Below are 13,834 nucleotides of genomic sequence, written 5' to 3'. Positions count from 1 at the left end.
GTCAATGTCCGTATGACCCTCGGCGTGGGGTCTATCGCTTAAGGCGTTAGGCTGGGTTATACTCCTTTTGGGCGGGCGGGCCGTGTACACTCCTGGCCTTTTGGGGTCGTGCGTCAGACTGGCCTAAATCCCTGGCGTGGTTAATGTTGGCCCTACGCGGTCGCGTATAAGAGTGCCTTGGGTGCCCGTCCCTTTTCTGCGTATGTTTGTGGGTGTGGATGTTGGTTCCAGGTGGCTTGATGTCGCCCTAGGTCCAGAGGGTGAGGTACTCCGGGTGGCTAATCCTGCGGGTATTCCGGATTTGCTCCAGCGGTTGCCGTCTGGTGCTGTTGTTGGTTTGGAGGGCACGGGTACCTATTATCGTCCCCTTGCCTATGCCCTTTATCGTGCGGGTTTCCATGTGGTTGTTCTAAATCCGTTTGCGGTGAAGAGTTACAGCCGTTCCCTCCTCCGGCGTGCTAAGACGGATCGCGCGGATGCTCGTCTGATTGCCCGCTTTGTGGCTGAAAGGTGGCAGCAGTTACCGCCTTACTATCCGTCCGAAGATTCTTTGGTTCTCCTGGGTGTTTTAGTCCGCTTGTGGGATAGTCTGACGTCTGATTATGTCGGTATGCTGAACCGCTTGCACGCGTGGGAATATGTTGTCCCTGGGCTGGCTGACCTTCTGCGGGATATTCCTGCTGGTGTGGAGGGGCTCCGTCGTCGTGTTCTGAGGGAGGCCCTTCAGGTGGTGGGTTCGGATGACCTTCTGTCATCGTGGGTTGAGTCTCTGATGTCCTTGCCTGGGATTGGTCAGGTGTTGGCGATACGGATACTCGCCTATTCTGGGGACTTGCGACGCTTTCGCTCGGCTCGTGCATATGCGGCCTTTACTGGGCTCACTCCTAGGATTGTTCAATCTGGCGTTATGCCCCAGTCGTCTCGTATTTCTCGTTTTGGTCCGCCGGGTCTGCGTGGTGCGTACTATATGGCTGCTGTGGCGGCCTACCGGTCGTCGTCCCTCCATAGGTCTTTCGTGGAAGCGTTGATGGCTCGGGGTAAGCCCAAAAAGGTGGCTCTGGTGGCCCTTGCTAACCGCTTGGCTCGTGCGGCGTGGGTTGTGTGTGTCAAGGGGGGGCTTGACAAGGGGGAGGTTAATGTCTGATGCGCCCCTTGGGCCGCGGCCCCCAGCTCAACCTCCCCTCCCTTTGGGATGAGGAAATCCGGCACACCGGCCCCCTCATCCTCTACAGCGCCTTCACCGGGGCCCTGGCCGGACTTTTAGTGGCTCTGTTGAATGGGCTCCTTCGGGTTTTGACCGAAGCCTTTGGTCTCTTCTTTGGTTATCTGGCCCCCGAGCCCCCAGGGGAAGGAGGCCTGGCCCAGGCCTTCACTGGACCCTCCCTCTGGCCCCTCGCCTTCCTCTTTCCCTTCCTCTTCGCCCTCACTAGCTTTCTGGGGACGGGGCAGGGGCTTGCCGCTCTCCTGCTTCAGGCCCGGGAGGACCGGCCAAGCCCCCCTTCCTCCCACCTGCGGGCCGTTTTAGGGGGGGTGCTCCAGCTCTCCCTCTACTCCCCCATGGGGCGGGAAGGTCCCTTTGGGGTGCTGGGGCTTTGGCTGGGCCGGGGCCTGGACCGGCGCTTTCCCCGTCTGGGCGGGGGTCTCGCCTTTGCTGGCCTTGCCGCCGGGCTTGGGGCCAGCCTCCACGCTCCCGTAGCTGGGGCCCTTTTGGCCACGGAGATCCTCTACCGGAGCCTCCTCCTCGAGGCCCGGGCCCTAACCCCAGCCCTCATCGGGGCCCTCTCGGCCTTCGCCGTGTACGGGGCCTTCTTTGGCTACACTCCCCTCTTGCCCCTTAGCGCCCCCATGGACCTAGGGGCCTTGCCAGCTGGGGCGCTGGTGGGCCTGGCAGCCGCCATGCTGGCCACCCTCTGGATGGAAGGCGCCCGCCTCCTGCAAAGGTACCTCTCCCCCTTGGCCTTTCCCTGGCGGCACGGCCTCTTGGGCCTGGCCTTGGCCTTGGCCCTCCTTTTCCTCCCCGAGGCCCTGGGTACGGGCCTGGGCTTTGTGGCCGTGGCCACCACCCCCCTCATTCCACCCAAGGCCCTCCTTTACCTTATCCTGGCCAAGCTGGCCCTGCTCCTTTTGGCCAGTGGGGTCCGGGCCTACGGCGCCCCCTATACCCCCGCTTTGGTCTTGGGCGGGCTTCTGGGTAGCTTCCTGGCCCACCTCCCAGGCCCCCTGGACCTACCCCCAGAAGCCCTGGCCCTGGCGGGAGGCGTGGCCGTGCTGGCAGGGGTGGCCCGGGCTCCCTTTGCCGCCACCTTGCTGGCGACAGAGTGGGGTGGGTACGCCACCTTGCCCCTGGTCCTACCTGCGGTGGTGCTGGCCTACGTCCTCACCCCTCCCTACGACCCCGAGGAGGGACTTAGGGAAGGGCCGGCCACGCCGGAGGAGAGTCCGTCTGAAACACCTCCGCAAAGGGAACCCCCGCCTCCCGGCCCCGAAGCCGCCGCTGGGCCCGAAAGTCCTCGAGGCTAACGGGCCAGCCGTAGAAGGCCTGGTAGAAGCCAAACACCGCCTCCGCCACCTCCTGGGTGGCGGAGACATCCACGTACACATAAGGCCGGGAAACCTCCCGCCTGGGGTAGTGGTACAGCCGAACCGGCTTCCGGTGCGCTTCCCCCACCAGTTTGGGGATGCGGCAAAGCTTCAGGGCAGAAAGCACCGCCTGGTGGGTGGCCCGGTGGTCGGGGTGCACGTCCCAAGGGTCCCAGGTGATGACGGCATCCGGCCCAAACTCGGCCATGACCCGGGCCAGGGCCAGGGCCTCTTCCCGGCTCCCCGTGAGAAAGGTGTCGCGAAAGGGGAGAAAACGGTACTCGGCCCCGATCAGCTGGGCCACATGGGCCCCGTGCCCTTCCCGCATCTCCGCTACCCTCGCCTCCTCCATGGCCCCGAACTGGCTGGCCAACTCCCCCCTGGTCATCCAAACCAAAAGCACCCGGTCCCCACGCCGGGCGTGAAGGGCCAAGGTGCCCAGAGCCCCGATCTCATCGTCGGGATGGGCAAACACCGCCATCAGGTTCATGCTCCCTAGCCTACCCTCCTTGCCCCAAGGGAGAAAACCCCTTAGCATGGAGCCCAACTATGGTCCGGGGCATCCGAGGCGCCATCACCGTGGAGGAGGACACGCCGGAGGCCATCCACCAGGCCACCCGGGAACTCCTTCTCAAGATGCTGGAGGCAAACGGCATCCAGAGCCACGAGGAGCTGGCGGCCATCATCTTCACGGTGACGGAGGACCTAAGTTCCGCCTTCCCCGCCGAGGCCGCCCGCCAGATCGGCATGCACCGGGTCCCCCTTCTCTCCGCCCGGGAGGTGCCGGTCCCGGGAAGCCTGCCCCGGGTGATCCGGGTCCTGGCCCTTTGGAACACGGACACCCCCCAGGACCAGGTGCGCCATGTCTATCTGCGGGAGGCCGTGCGCCTCAGGCCCGACCTGGAAAGCGCCCAGTAGTCAGAGCGAATCCCAAGACCAAGGGGAAGGCGTTCCCGGCCTTCAAAAGCCCAGGATTTCTCCCCAGGGCGTGGGGGGCTTGGGGCTTACGTAGCCGGTATCCATCTGGGCCAGCTGGAGCTTGCCCGAGTACTCCTCGTTCACCGCATGCCAGTAGGTGTACTCCTCAATGACCCAGATACCCGACTCCCGGGCCCCGTTGCCGCTGGCCTTAACCCCCCCGAAGGGCAGATGGGCCTCGGCGCCCACGGTGGCGTTGTTGATGCTGGTCATCCCCGCCCGGATGCCCACCTTGAAGAGGTAAGCCCAGTGGCGGTGGTGGGTGTAGATGGCGCTGGACAGGCCGTAGGGGGTGGCGTTGGCCACCTCTATGGCCTCCTCAATGCCGTCCACCTTGACCAGGTTGATGGTGGGGCCGAAGATCTCCTCGGCGAACTGGCGCATCCCGGGCCTGGCCTCCCAGACCGTAGGCCAGCCGTAGAGGCCCGCCTCGGGGTCACCCCGGAAGCGGGGGTAAGGCTTTTCCCGGGTGATGCGCCCCTGGCCCAAGAGCAAGGTGGCCCCGTCCTCCTTTCCCCAGGTGTAATGCTCCTCCCAGCGGCGGTATAGGCGCTCGTTGATGAAGGGGCCATAGGTGACCTCAGGGTGGAGAAGGGGGTTCCCCACCACCGTAGCCTCGGTCCTTTCCAAGAAGCGCTTTTTGAACTCGTCATAAATGGGTGCGTCCACGAGGATATTTCCCGCCGAGGTGCACCGCTGCCCCCCGGTGGCGAAGGCACTCCACCAGGCGCCTTCCACCGCCAAATCCAGGTCGGCATCCCGCATCACCACCAAGGGATTTTTTCCTCCAAGCTCCAGGGTGGGCCGGATCAGGTTCCGCCCTGCCACCTCCCCGATCCAGCGCCCCACCTGGGTGCTGCCGGTGAAGGCGAACTTGTTAAGGAGGCCCTCGTCCATGAGCTCCACCAGCCACTGGCCCGTGGAGTCCTTCCCGCCCCCGAAGACCACGTTGATGACCCCGGGGGGCAGGCCCGCCTCCTCAAAAAGCTTGACGAAGATATAGGAAAGGGTGGGGGAGTCGTCGGAAGGCTTCCACACCACGGTGTTACCCGTAAGGACCGCGGGGATCAGCTTCCAGCTGGGCACGGCGATGGGGAAGTTTCCGGCGGTGATCATCCCCACCACGCCCAAGGGCCTGCGGAAGGTAAAAAGCTCCTTGTTCCGCATCTCGCTGGGCACGGTTTGGCCGTAAAGCCTCCGCCCCTCGGAGGCGAAGAAGATGGCGGTGTCGATGGCCTCCTGCACATCCCCGCCCGCCTCCTTGAAGGTCTTCCCCACCTCCCGCACCATGAGCCGGGTCAGGGTGGGCTTCTCCCTCTCCAGAATCTTGGCCAGGTTGAAGAGCACCTGTCCCCGCACGGGGGCTGGGGTCTGGCTCCACTCCCCAAAGGCCTCCCGCGCCTTGAGGGCAGCCTTCCTTAGGGTTTCCTTGGTACCTTGGGGAAAGCGGGCCACCAGGTCCTCGAGGTCCGCAGGATTCCGCCTCTCCAAGACCTCCCCTTCGTAAACCTCCTCCCCGCCGATGAGATGCCCAAACTCCAGGGCGTTCCCGTACTTACTGGGAAAAGCCTTCATGGCTACCTCCAAGGGGATTTTACCCCTGGCCGAACTTGGCCTTGAGGGCCCTGAGGGTGGCCGGAGGCACCAGCTTGGACACATCCCCCCCGTAGCGGGCGATCTCCTTCACCATGGTGCTGGAAACAAAGGAGTACCGGGTGGCGGCCAGGATGAAAAGGGTTTCCAGGCCCGGCAGGAGCTGGCGGTTCAAATGGGCCATCTGGAGCTCGTACTCGTAGTCGGAAACCGCCCTTAGGCCCTTGACGATGGCTTGGGCCCCCACCCGCTTTACGAAATCCACCAAAAGGCCGGAAAAGGTGTGGGCCTCCACGTTGGACAGGTGGGCGGTGGCTTCCCGCACGATGTTGAGCCGCTCCTCGGCGGTGAAGAGGTACTGCCCGCGCTTGTTGGGGTTTTCCAACACCGCCACCGTGACCCTCTCAAAGAGGCGGCTTGCCCGCTGGATCACGTCCAGATGACCATTGGTTAGGGGGTCAAAGCTTCCCGGATAGACCACATGCATCTAAGCCTCCACCAGGGTAAGGGCGTTTTCCCCGTATACCCGCCGCTCCCCGAAGGGAAGGTGCAGGTCCTTAGGGTGTTGCAGGATATAAAGCCCTCCCTTCTCCACCAGGCCGCTTTCCAGGAGGGCCTGGAAGGCCTGGACGAGATCCAGGGGGTAGGGAGGGGCCATGAAGGCCACGGTGTAGCGCTCGCCCCGGGCCTTGGCCTCCGGCAGGAAAACCTCCACGGGAAGGGGAACGATCCGAGCCCTTAGCCCGGTGCGGCGGAGGTTTTCCTTAAGAAGGGCCACCGCTTCCTGGTCCTTCTCCACCAGGGTAGCCTCAAAGCCCTCGCTGGCCGCCTCGAGGCCCACCGCCCCGCTTCCGGCATAGAGGTCCAGGAACCGGCCCCGCTTGGGGTAGCGGAGGCGAAGGAGGTCAAAAAGGGCCTTTCTCAGGCGCACTGGGGAGGGCCTGGCCGAAGCCGGCACCTTCAGCGGAACCCCCTTGGCCTTGCCGCCCAGGATCCTCACCACGCTTCCTAGCTTAAAGCCCCCGGACCAGGCGGCAAAGCCTGTCCACCCCGCTGGAAATCTCCTCGAGGGTGATGAGGAGATCCAGGTGGGCCAAGGTGGTGGCCCGACTCTCCGCCCTTCCACTTTCCAGGCGGCTTAGGTGCGCCCGCCGCAGGCGATCCAAAAAAGCTGCCACTTCCCCTTCCTCGGCCAAAACCCCCTCCGCCAAAGCCTTGTCCCCCGTGGCCAAGGCCGCCGCCATGCGCTCCAAGCGGCCTAATACCAGCCTCCCCGCCTCTAAAAGGTCCTCCTTGCCTTCTGGGCTAAAGGTCAAGCCCTGGGCCCAAAGCTTCTCCGCCTGCCGTACCACCCGGCGCACCAGGTCCCCCAGGTGCTCCAGCTCGCTGGCCGCCACGAAGAACCGAACCGCCCGCTCGTCCCGGGTACGGGTGGAAAGCTCAGCGGTGTAGAGGACCACCTCCCGGGTAAGCTGGTCCACCTTCTCCTCCAGGGCCGAAAGCTCCCCCTCGCCGCCCTCCTCCTGGGCCAGAATGCGCACCGCCTTGGCCAACATGTCCCGCACGGCATCCGCCACCCGGCCCAGCTCCCTCCGCACCAGGGCGTAGGCCAGGCCTGGGGTTTCCAGGGTCTCGAGGGAAAGGTACTTGGGGCTAATGGTGGGGCGGGGGAACAGGCGCTGGGCCAAGCGCAAGTAGAAGGCATGGAGAGGAAGAAAGCCCAAGGCGTAGACCCCATGGCTCAGCAGATGGAGCCCCACCACCCCCAGCCCCCCTAAGGGCCCAAGCAGGAACAAGAAGGGCAAGGAGAGAAGAAACCGATGCCCAAAGAGCACCGCGGAAAGTGCCCATGCCTCCCTCCTACCCCCCAAGGCCGCCAGGAAAAGGACCCCGGAAACCCCCACCCCTGCCCCCAGGGTCAAGGCCATCCCCCCCTCCTGCCCCAAAAAGGGCAGAAGGGCCAGGGCCAAAGCCGCCACCCCATTGGCAGTCCCCAGAAGGAAGGCCAGCAGGATCCCCACCAGGTACAAGACCCATGGACCTGGGTTCAACAGGCTCAGAAGAGGCACAACGGCCTTGGCCCCTTGGCCCATCTGCAAAAAGCCCAGGAAAAGAAGGCCCAACCCCAGGAGAACCAGCCCCCCGCTCCGGCTTCCCCTGAAGAGGAAAAGGGGAAGGCCCAGGACCAAGAGCGCCTCGGCCACCTCCCGCTGCGCCAGGGCCACCACCCCCACCCAGGCGGAAGCCCCGGCGGTGGCCGCCAAGGAAAGGAGAGCGGCCTGCCCCAGGGAAAAGATCCCCCCTTCCAAAAGCCCCAGGGCCAGGAGGGAGAGGCCAGTCCCGCTACCCGAAAGAAGTCCCAACAGGAAACCGGAAAGCAAAAGGCCCTCCGGTTTGGAGAACGCCCGCGCCAGGAGGTACCGCTTCCCCTTGACGGAGGAAAGCCCTTCCCCAATGAGGTGAAGCCCCAGGAGCAAAAGGGCAAGGCCCGCCAGAAAGCCCACGGGAGGAGTATACGAAAAGCCGGCCCTAGGGCCGGCCTTCTGGTCGGGGAGACTGGATTTGAACCAGCGACCCCCTCGTCCCGAACGAGGTGCGCTACCGGGCTGCGCTACTCCCCGTAGCGCCCATCAGTATAGGGTAGGAAGGCCAAAAGGTCAAAGGGTTGACGGAAAAGAACCCTCCTCCTACACTAACCCTTAACCGCGCCGGGGCGCGGCGAAAACCAGCCCGTTCTCTTATCCAGAGCGGTGGAGGGTACGGCCCTGTGAAACCGCGGCAACCTCCCATCCCTTCCGTTCCATGGCCGGATGCGGGTGGGGCTGGTGCCAAGGCCGGCCCGGGTGGGGGAAACGCCCGGGGACGATAAGAGAGGGGGGTAAGCGCCACGCCCAACCCCTTCTAGGCGAGAGAACGGTGCCCTTGCACTTCCCGCCAGAAGGGGCCTTCTTATTGGCCCCTTCCAAGCGCCCCCGGCAGGTTCTTGGAAAGGAGGCCAAGGATGCGCTTTGAGACCCTGCAGCTCCACGCCGGCTACGAGCCCGAGCCCACCACGCTAAGCCGCCAGGTGCCTATCTACCCCACCACCAGCTACCTCTTCCAAAGCCCCGAGCACGCGGCCAACCTCTTCGCCCTTAAGGAGTTTGGCAACATCTACTCCCGCATCATGAATCCCACGGTGGAGGTGCTGGAAAGGCGGCTGGCGGCCCTCGAGGGGGGTAAGGCCGCCCTGGCCACCTCTTCGGGGCACGCGGCCCAGTTCCTGGCCCTCACCACCCTGGCCCAGGCGGGGGACAACCTCGTCTCCACCCCGAACCTCTACGGCGGAACCTTTAACCAGTTCAAGGTAACCCTGAAACGGCTTGGGATTGAGGTGCGCTTCACCTCCCGCGAGGAACGCCCCGAGGAGTTTTTGGCCCTCACCGATGGGAGGACCCGGGCCTGGTGGGTGGAGTCCATCGGTAATCCGGCCCTAAACATCCCTGACCTCGAGGCCCTGGCCCAAGCCGCGCAAGAGGTGGGGGTGGCCCTTTTCGTGGACAACACCTTTGGCATGGGGGGCTACCTTCTTAGGCCCTTGGAATGGGGGGCGGCGGTGGTGACCCATTCCCTCACCAAGTGGGTGGGGGGGCACGGGGCGGTGATCGCCGGGGCCGTGGTGGACGGAGGGAACTTCCCCTGGGATAACGGCCGCTACCCCCTCCTTACCGAGCCCCAGCCTGGGTACCATGGCCTAAGGCTTGTGGAAACCTTTGGGGATCTGGCCTTCATCGTAAAGGCCCGGGTGGACGGCCTCCGCGACCAGGGCCAGGCCCTGGGCCCCTTTGAGGCCTGGGTGGTCCTACTCGGCATGGAAACCCTCTCCCTGCGGGCAGAGCGCCACGTGGAGAACACCCTGCACCTGGCCCATTGGCTGGCGGAACAGCCGGAGGTGGCCTGGGTGAACTACCCAGGGCTCCCCCACCACCCCCACCACGCCCGGGCCCAGAAGTACTTCCGGGGTAAGCCTGGGGCCGTTCTCACCTTCGGCCTGAAGGGAGGGTACGAGGCCGCCAAGCGCTTTATCTCCCGCCTTAAGCTCATCTCCCACCTGGCCAATGTGGGGGACACCCGCACCCTGGCCATCCACCCCGCCTCCACCACCCACTCCCAGCTCTCCCCCGAGGAGCAGGCCCTGGCCGGGGTAGCCCCGGAGATGGTGCGCCTGAGCGTGGGCCTCGAGCACGTGGAGGACCTCAAGGCGGAGCTCAAGGAGGCCTTGGCATGAGCGAGATCGCCCTGGAGACCTGGGGGGAACACGAGGCCCTTATCCTCAAGCCCCCCCGCTCTCCCCTTTCCATCCCTCCCCCAAGGCCCCGCACCGCCGTTCTCTTCCCCCGGCGGGAGGGGTTCTACACGGAGCAGGGCGGCTTCTTGCCCGAGGTGCGCCTGCGCTTTGAAACCTACGGGCGGCTTTCCCGGCTTAGGGACAATGCGGTTTTGGTCTTCCACGCCCTTACGGGAAGCGCCCATCTTGCCGGCACCTACCACGAGGCCACCCTCCAAGAACTCTCGCCCCTGGAAAGGGCCTTTGGCCCGCAGGGTTGGTGGGATGCCCTGGTGGGCCCCGGGCGGATCCTGGACCCTGCCCTTTACTACGTGATCTCCGCCAACCACTTGGGAAGCTGCTATGGCTCCACGGGACCCCTCTCCCCGGACCCCCGCACGGGCAAACCCTACGGCAAGGGGTTCCCCCGCCTCACCATCCGCGACCTGGCCCGCGCCCAGGCGAGGCTTCTGGACCACCTGGGGGTGGAGAAGGCGGTGGTGATCGGGGGAAGCCTTGGGGGGATGGTGGCCTTGGAGTTCGCCCTCATGTACCCGGAGAGGGTGAAGAAGCTGGTGGTCCTGGCCGCCCCAGCCAGGCACGGGCCCTGGGCCCGGGCCTTTAACCACCTAAGCCGCCAGGCCATCCTCCTGGACCCCGAGTACCAGGCGGGCCATCCTGCCCCCCAGGGCATGGCCTTGGCCCGGGGCATCGCCATGATGAGCTACCGCGCACCCCGGGGCTTTGAAGCCCGCTGGGGCCAGGAGCCGGAAAAGGGGGAAACCTACCTGGACTACCAGGGGGAGAAGTTCCTAAAACGCTTCCATGCGGAAAGCTACCTGGTCCTCTCCCGGGCCATGGACACCCACGATGTAGGCCGGGGAAGGGGTGGGGTGGAGGAGGCCTTGAAACGGCTTAAAAACCTACCCTCCCTGTTTGTGGGCATAGACACCGACCTCCTCTACCCGGCGGAGGAGGTGCGGCAGGTGGCCCGCTTGAGCGGAGGAAGGTACCGGGAGGTCCGTAGCCCCCACGGGCACGACGCCTTCCTGATTGAGACCGACCAGGTGGAGGCCATTCTGGATTCCTTCCTGCCCTAGCCCCTACTTTCCCACGCAGAAGTTCTGGAAAATCCGGGCCACCACCTCCGGGGAAACCTCCCTCCTGCCCCTTAAGGAGGCCAGGGTCCGCACGGCTTCCTCCAAAGCCAGCCCCATCAGGTCCTCGGGGAGGTCCAGGGCCTCTAGAAGCCTCTCCCTGGCCCGGTGGAGGGCCTCAAGTTGCCGCTCGGTGAGGAGGTAATCCCCCCCTTCCCTGCCCAAAAGGGACTCCCGGATGGCCTCCTTAAGCCGGTCCAGGCCCTGGCCGGTGAGGCTGGAAACGGGAAGGAACTCCGGGTCTTCCCAAAGGGGGGGAAGGTCGGCCTTGGTGGCCACCTTCAGGCTCCTGGGGGGCAAGGGAGGAAGGGGGGGCTTGGGAGCCGAGCGGTCGGCCACGTAGAGGACGAGATCCGCTTCCTCGGCGATCCTTAAGGCCCGTTCCACCCCCGCCCTTTCCAGGGGGTCTTCCGTGTCCCTTATCCCGGCGGTGTCCACCGCCATCAGAGGAATGCCGAAAAGCTCCAGGGGCGCCTCCAGGTAGTCCCGGGTGGTACCGGGGATAGGGGAAACCAAGGCCCTTTCGTAGCCCAAAAGGGCGTTGAGAAGGGAGCTCTTACCGGCATTGGGCGCCCCGATTAGGGCCAGGCGGGCTCCCTTCTGGGCCAGCCGGGAGGCCCGGCCCTGGGCCAGGAGGGCCTCCACCTCTTTCAGCACCTCCCCAATCACCCGCTTGGCCTCCAGGGGCTCCACCCCCTCCTCGGGGTAGTCCAAAAGGGCTTGGATGTGGGCGAGGAGGGAAAGAAGTTTCTCCTCGAGATGGGCTATTCTCCGCGAGAAGCCCCCCTCGAGGCTCCGTAAGGCCTGGCGGCGGGCCAACTCCCCTTCCGCCTCCACCAGGGCCAAGACCGCTTCCGCCTGGGCCAGGTCCAGCTTCCCGTTCATGTAGGCCCGGAAGGTGAACTCGCCCGGAGCCGCCACCCGAGCCCCCGCCTTCACCAGGGCCTCCAGGACCCTCCTCAGGACCGCCGGCGAGCCATGGGTGTGGAACTCGCAGGCCTCCTCCCCGGTGTAGGACCGGGGTGCCCGGAAAACCAAAAGGAGGGCCTGGTCCAGAAGCTCTCCCGTTTCCGGGTCCACCACCTCCCCCAGGGTGAACCGGCCTCCCTTCAGCTTCCGGGGATCCCTTCCCCGCCACACCCGGCTTGCCACCTCCAAGGCCCCCTCCCCGGAAAGCCGCACCACCCCGATGGCCCCCTTGCCCAAGGGGGTAGCGATGGCGCAGATGGGGTCCTTCAGGGTCATAGGCTAAAGGGCCCGTTCCAGGGCCTCGAGGGTAAAGGCTAGATCCTCCTCCCTATGGGCCACCGAAAGGAAGGCCGCCTCAAAGTTGGAGGGCGGCCAGTACACGCCCCGGTCCAGGAGGCCATGGAAGAAGCGCTTGAAAAGTTCCGTGTCCGTGCGCCTGGCCTCCTGGAAGGTAACCACGGGCCCTTCGGTGAAGAAAACCGTGATCATGGAGCCCATGCGGTTCACCGTGTGGGGAAGACCCTTTTGGGAAAGCACCTCCTTGAGCCCCGCCTCCAGCCTGGCCCCCAAGGTCTCCAGGTACGCGTAGTAACTGGGGTTCCTCTCCAGGATCTCCAAGGTGGCCAGGCCCGCGGCCATGGCCAAGGGATTCCCCGAAAGGGTCCCCGCCTGGTAAACGGGCCCCAAGGGAGCCACCCTTTCCATGATCTCCCGCCTGCCCCCGTAGGCGGCGGCGGGAAGGCCGCCACCCAGGATCTTGCCTAGGGTGATGAGGTCGGGCTTAAGCCCAAGCCGCTCCGTGGCCCCGCCAAAGGCCAGGCGGAAGCCCGTCATCACCTCGTCGGCGATGAGGAGGACCCCGTAATCCCGGGCCTCATGCAGGGCCTTGAGGAACTCCTCCGTGGGGATCAAGACCCCAGCGTTGCCCACCACCGGCTCAAAGATGATGGCGGCAACCTCCTCCCCCCGCTTCCTTATAACCTCCCTTAGCCCCTCGGGGTCGTTGTACTCCAAGACCCAGGTGAGGCGGGCGTATTCCTCCGGAACCCCGGCGCTGCTGGGAACCCCAAGGGTAAGGGCTCCGCTTCCCGCCTCCACCAGGAGGCCGTCCGCATGCCCATGGTAGTTGCCCCGGAACTTGACGATGTACTTCCTCCCCGTATACCCCCGGGCCAGGCGCAAGGCGCTCATGGTGGCCTCGGTCCCGGAGTTGACAAAGCGCACCAGCTCCAGCTTTGGGTAGGCCCGCTTCACCGCCTTGGCCAGCTCCGCCTCCAGGGGATGGGGAGCCCCGAAGGTGAGGCCCTTCTCGGCCACCTCCTTGACCCGGTGCACCACTTCCGGATGGGCATGGCCCAGGATCAAGGGCCCCCAGCTGAGCACGTAGTCCACATACCGGTTCCCGTCAGCATCCCACACATAGGCCCCCTCCCCCCGCACGAAGAAGGGAGGCGTACCCCCCACCGCCTTGAAGGCCCTAACGGGGCTGGAAACCCCGCCAGGGATATGCCTTTGGGCTTCGGTAAAAAGCTTCTCGGAGATGGGCCTCTCCATACCCTTCACTTTACGCCAGTCTGAAGCCGAGACCAAACGCCCCCACCCCCGCAGGCACGCCCCAGGTTTCCTAGGGGAATGCCAGAGGAAGAGGGCTTTTCTCCAGCCGACAAGCCCCGTGCCCCTAAGGCCTTCATCGGCGCAGGCGGCGGTTGTCCCCTTTGCGCCAGGGTAGGGTACTTCCCCGTGCCCTGGACCTCCTCGGCCTCCGTCGGGTTACCTCTCACTGGGTCCAACCCTTGAACCTCTTCAACGCCCTAGACCGGGAAACCCACGTGGTTTGGCAAAGGGGGAAGAAGCGTGGAGTTGCGCGGGGCTTTAGCGCCCCCGTTTTGTTGGGCAAATGCCTTCCCCCACCCTGGCCTTTCTTGCCTGCGCTTGTTCTATTCAAGCTAACCGGCCTCAGGCCCAGAGTGTACCGCTGGCTTGCGGACAACCGAGCGTCCATTCCCGAAACGGGGTGCGAGAGTGGAGCGTGTTCCCCAAAGGATACGCGGTTTCCCCCCGAGTAAGCCCCCGCCTCCTGGCTGGCCGAGGCGCCAGCCGTGCCCCAGGTTTGCCCACCTACCCAGCCCTCGAGGATTCCTTGACGTGACGGCCTCATACCACCCCACCCTGGCTTGCGCCAGGGTGGGGGCCCCGCAAAGGGCCTCGGATAGGCATCATCTCGTTGCGGCTTAGAGAACGAAACAGGAGG

At 65.2% G+C, this 13,834-nt stretch carries 12 protein-coding genes, 1 tRNA gene and 1 riboswitch; of the genes, 5 read left to right on the top strand and 8 right to left on the bottom strand.

Features of this window, described 5'->3' with window-relative positions; all coding sequences use genetic code 11:
* Nucleotides 1-202: 202 nt before the first annotated feature.
* Complete coding sequence (locus DK874_RS00385) at nucleotides 203-1,144, top strand: IS110 family RNA-guided transposase (protein WP_114311594.1); 942 nt, start codon at nucleotides 203-205, stop codon at nucleotides 1,142-1,144.
* Nucleotides 1,144-2,520, top strand: coding sequence for a chloride channel protein (locus DK874_RS00380; protein ID WP_114311592.1), 1,377 nt, complete (start codon nucleotides 1,144-1,146; stop codon nucleotides 2,518-2,520). The genes DK874_RS00385 and DK874_RS00380 overlap by 1 nt, the downstream gene beginning before the upstream one ends.
* Here DK874_RS00380 and DK874_RS00375 read toward each other — a convergent pair.
* On the bottom strand, nucleotides 2,408-3,061 hold the full coding sequence (locus DK874_RS00375; RefSeq protein WP_114311703.1) for a PIG-L deacetylase family protein: 654 nt from the start codon (nucleotides 3,059-3,061) through the stop codon (nucleotides 2,408-2,410). The two genes, DK874_RS00380 and DK874_RS00375, sit on opposite strands and share 113 nt — an antisense overlap.
* A gap of 68 nt (nucleotides 3,062-3,129) precedes the next feature.
* Between DK874_RS00375 and aroH the strand changes: the two genes are divergently transcribed.
* The gene (aroH, locus tag DK874_RS00370) at nucleotides 3,130-3,498 is read left to right on the top strand and encodes a chorismate mutase (protein ID WP_114311589.1); all 369 of its coding nucleotides are present in this window, start codon (nucleotides 3,130-3,132) and stop codon (nucleotides 3,496-3,498) included.
* Between the two features lie 42 nt (nucleotides 3,499-3,540).
* Here aroH and DK874_RS00365 read toward each other — a convergent pair whose 3' ends face one another.
* From DK874_RS00365 to DK874_RS00345, 5 genes are all read right to left on the bottom strand, one after another.
* Nucleotides 3,541-5,133 carry an aldehyde dehydrogenase family protein gene (locus tag DK874_RS00365; protein WP_114311586.1) on the bottom strand — a complete coding sequence of 531 codons (1,593 nt, stop codon included), beginning with the start codon at nucleotides 5,131-5,133 and terminating at the stop codon, nucleotides 3,541-3,543.
* 19 nt (nucleotides 5,134-5,152) lie between these two features.
* Nucleotides 5,153-5,638 (bottom strand): pantetheine-phosphate adenylyltransferase, encoded by a 486-nt coding sequence (coaD, locus tag DK874_RS00360; protein WP_114311583.1) that lies wholly within the window; start codon nucleotides 5,636-5,638, stop codon nucleotides 5,153-5,155.
* Nucleotides 5,639-6,154, bottom strand: coding sequence for an RsmD family RNA methyltransferase (locus DK874_RS00355; RefSeq protein ID WP_114311581.1), 516 nt, complete (start codon nucleotides 6,152-6,154; stop codon nucleotides 5,639-5,641).
* 10 nt (nucleotides 6,155-6,164) lie between these two features.
* Nucleotides 6,165-7,655 (bottom strand): Na/Pi cotransporter family protein, encoded by a 1,491-nt coding sequence (locus DK874_RS11940; protein WP_114311579.1) that lies wholly within the window; start codon nucleotides 7,653-7,655, stop codon nucleotides 6,165-6,167.
* Between the two features lie 40 nt (nucleotides 7,656-7,695).
* Nucleotides 7,696-7,772 (bottom strand) — tRNA-Pro (locus DK874_RS00345).
* A 114-nt stretch (nucleotides 7,773-7,886) separates the two neighbouring features.
* A riboswitch (SAM riboswitch) is annotated at nucleotides 7,887-8,023 on the top strand.
* Between the two features lie 129 nt (nucleotides 8,024-8,152).
* Between DK874_RS00345 and DK874_RS00340 the strand changes: the two genes are divergently transcribed.
* On the top strand, nucleotides 8,153-9,418 hold the full coding sequence (locus DK874_RS00340; RefSeq protein ID WP_114311577.1) for an O-acetylhomoserine aminocarboxypropyltransferase/cysteine synthase family protein: 1,266 nt from the start codon (nucleotides 8,153-8,155) through the stop codon (nucleotides 9,416-9,418).
* Nucleotides 9,415-10,557 carry a homoserine O-acetyltransferase MetX gene (gene metX / locus DK874_RS00335; RefSeq protein ID WP_114311575.1) on the top strand — a complete coding sequence of 381 codons (1,143 nt, stop codon included), beginning with the start codon at nucleotides 9,415-9,417 and terminating at the stop codon, nucleotides 10,555-10,557. The genes DK874_RS00340 and metX overlap by 4 nt, the downstream gene beginning before the upstream one ends.
* 3 nt (nucleotides 10,558-10,560) lie before the next feature.
* Here metX and mnmE read toward each other — a convergent pair whose 3' ends face one another.
* Nucleotides 10,561-11,859 carry a tRNA uridine-5-carboxymethylaminomethyl(34) synthesis GTPase MnmE gene (gene mnmE, locus DK874_RS00330; RefSeq protein WP_114311573.1) on the bottom strand — a complete coding sequence of 433 codons (1,299 nt, stop codon included), beginning with the start codon at nucleotides 11,857-11,859 and terminating at the stop codon, nucleotides 10,561-10,563.
* Between the two features lie 3 nt (nucleotides 11,860-11,862).
* A complete protein-coding gene (hemL, locus tag DK874_RS00325; protein ID WP_114311570.1) occupies nucleotides 11,863-13,137 on the bottom strand; it encodes a glutamate-1-semialdehyde 2,1-aminomutase in 1,275 nt (424 codons plus the stop codon).
* Between the last annotated feature and the right edge of the window lie 697 nt (nucleotides 13,138-13,834).

Source organism: Thermus caldifontis (assembly GCF_003336745.1).
In the GTDB taxonomy this organism is placed as follows: domain Bacteria; phylum Deinococcota; class Deinococci; order Deinococcales; family Thermaceae; genus Thermus; species Thermus caldifontis.
Note: the sequence above shows the minus strand (reverse complement) of the source record. Positions and strands in the feature narration are given on the sequence as shown.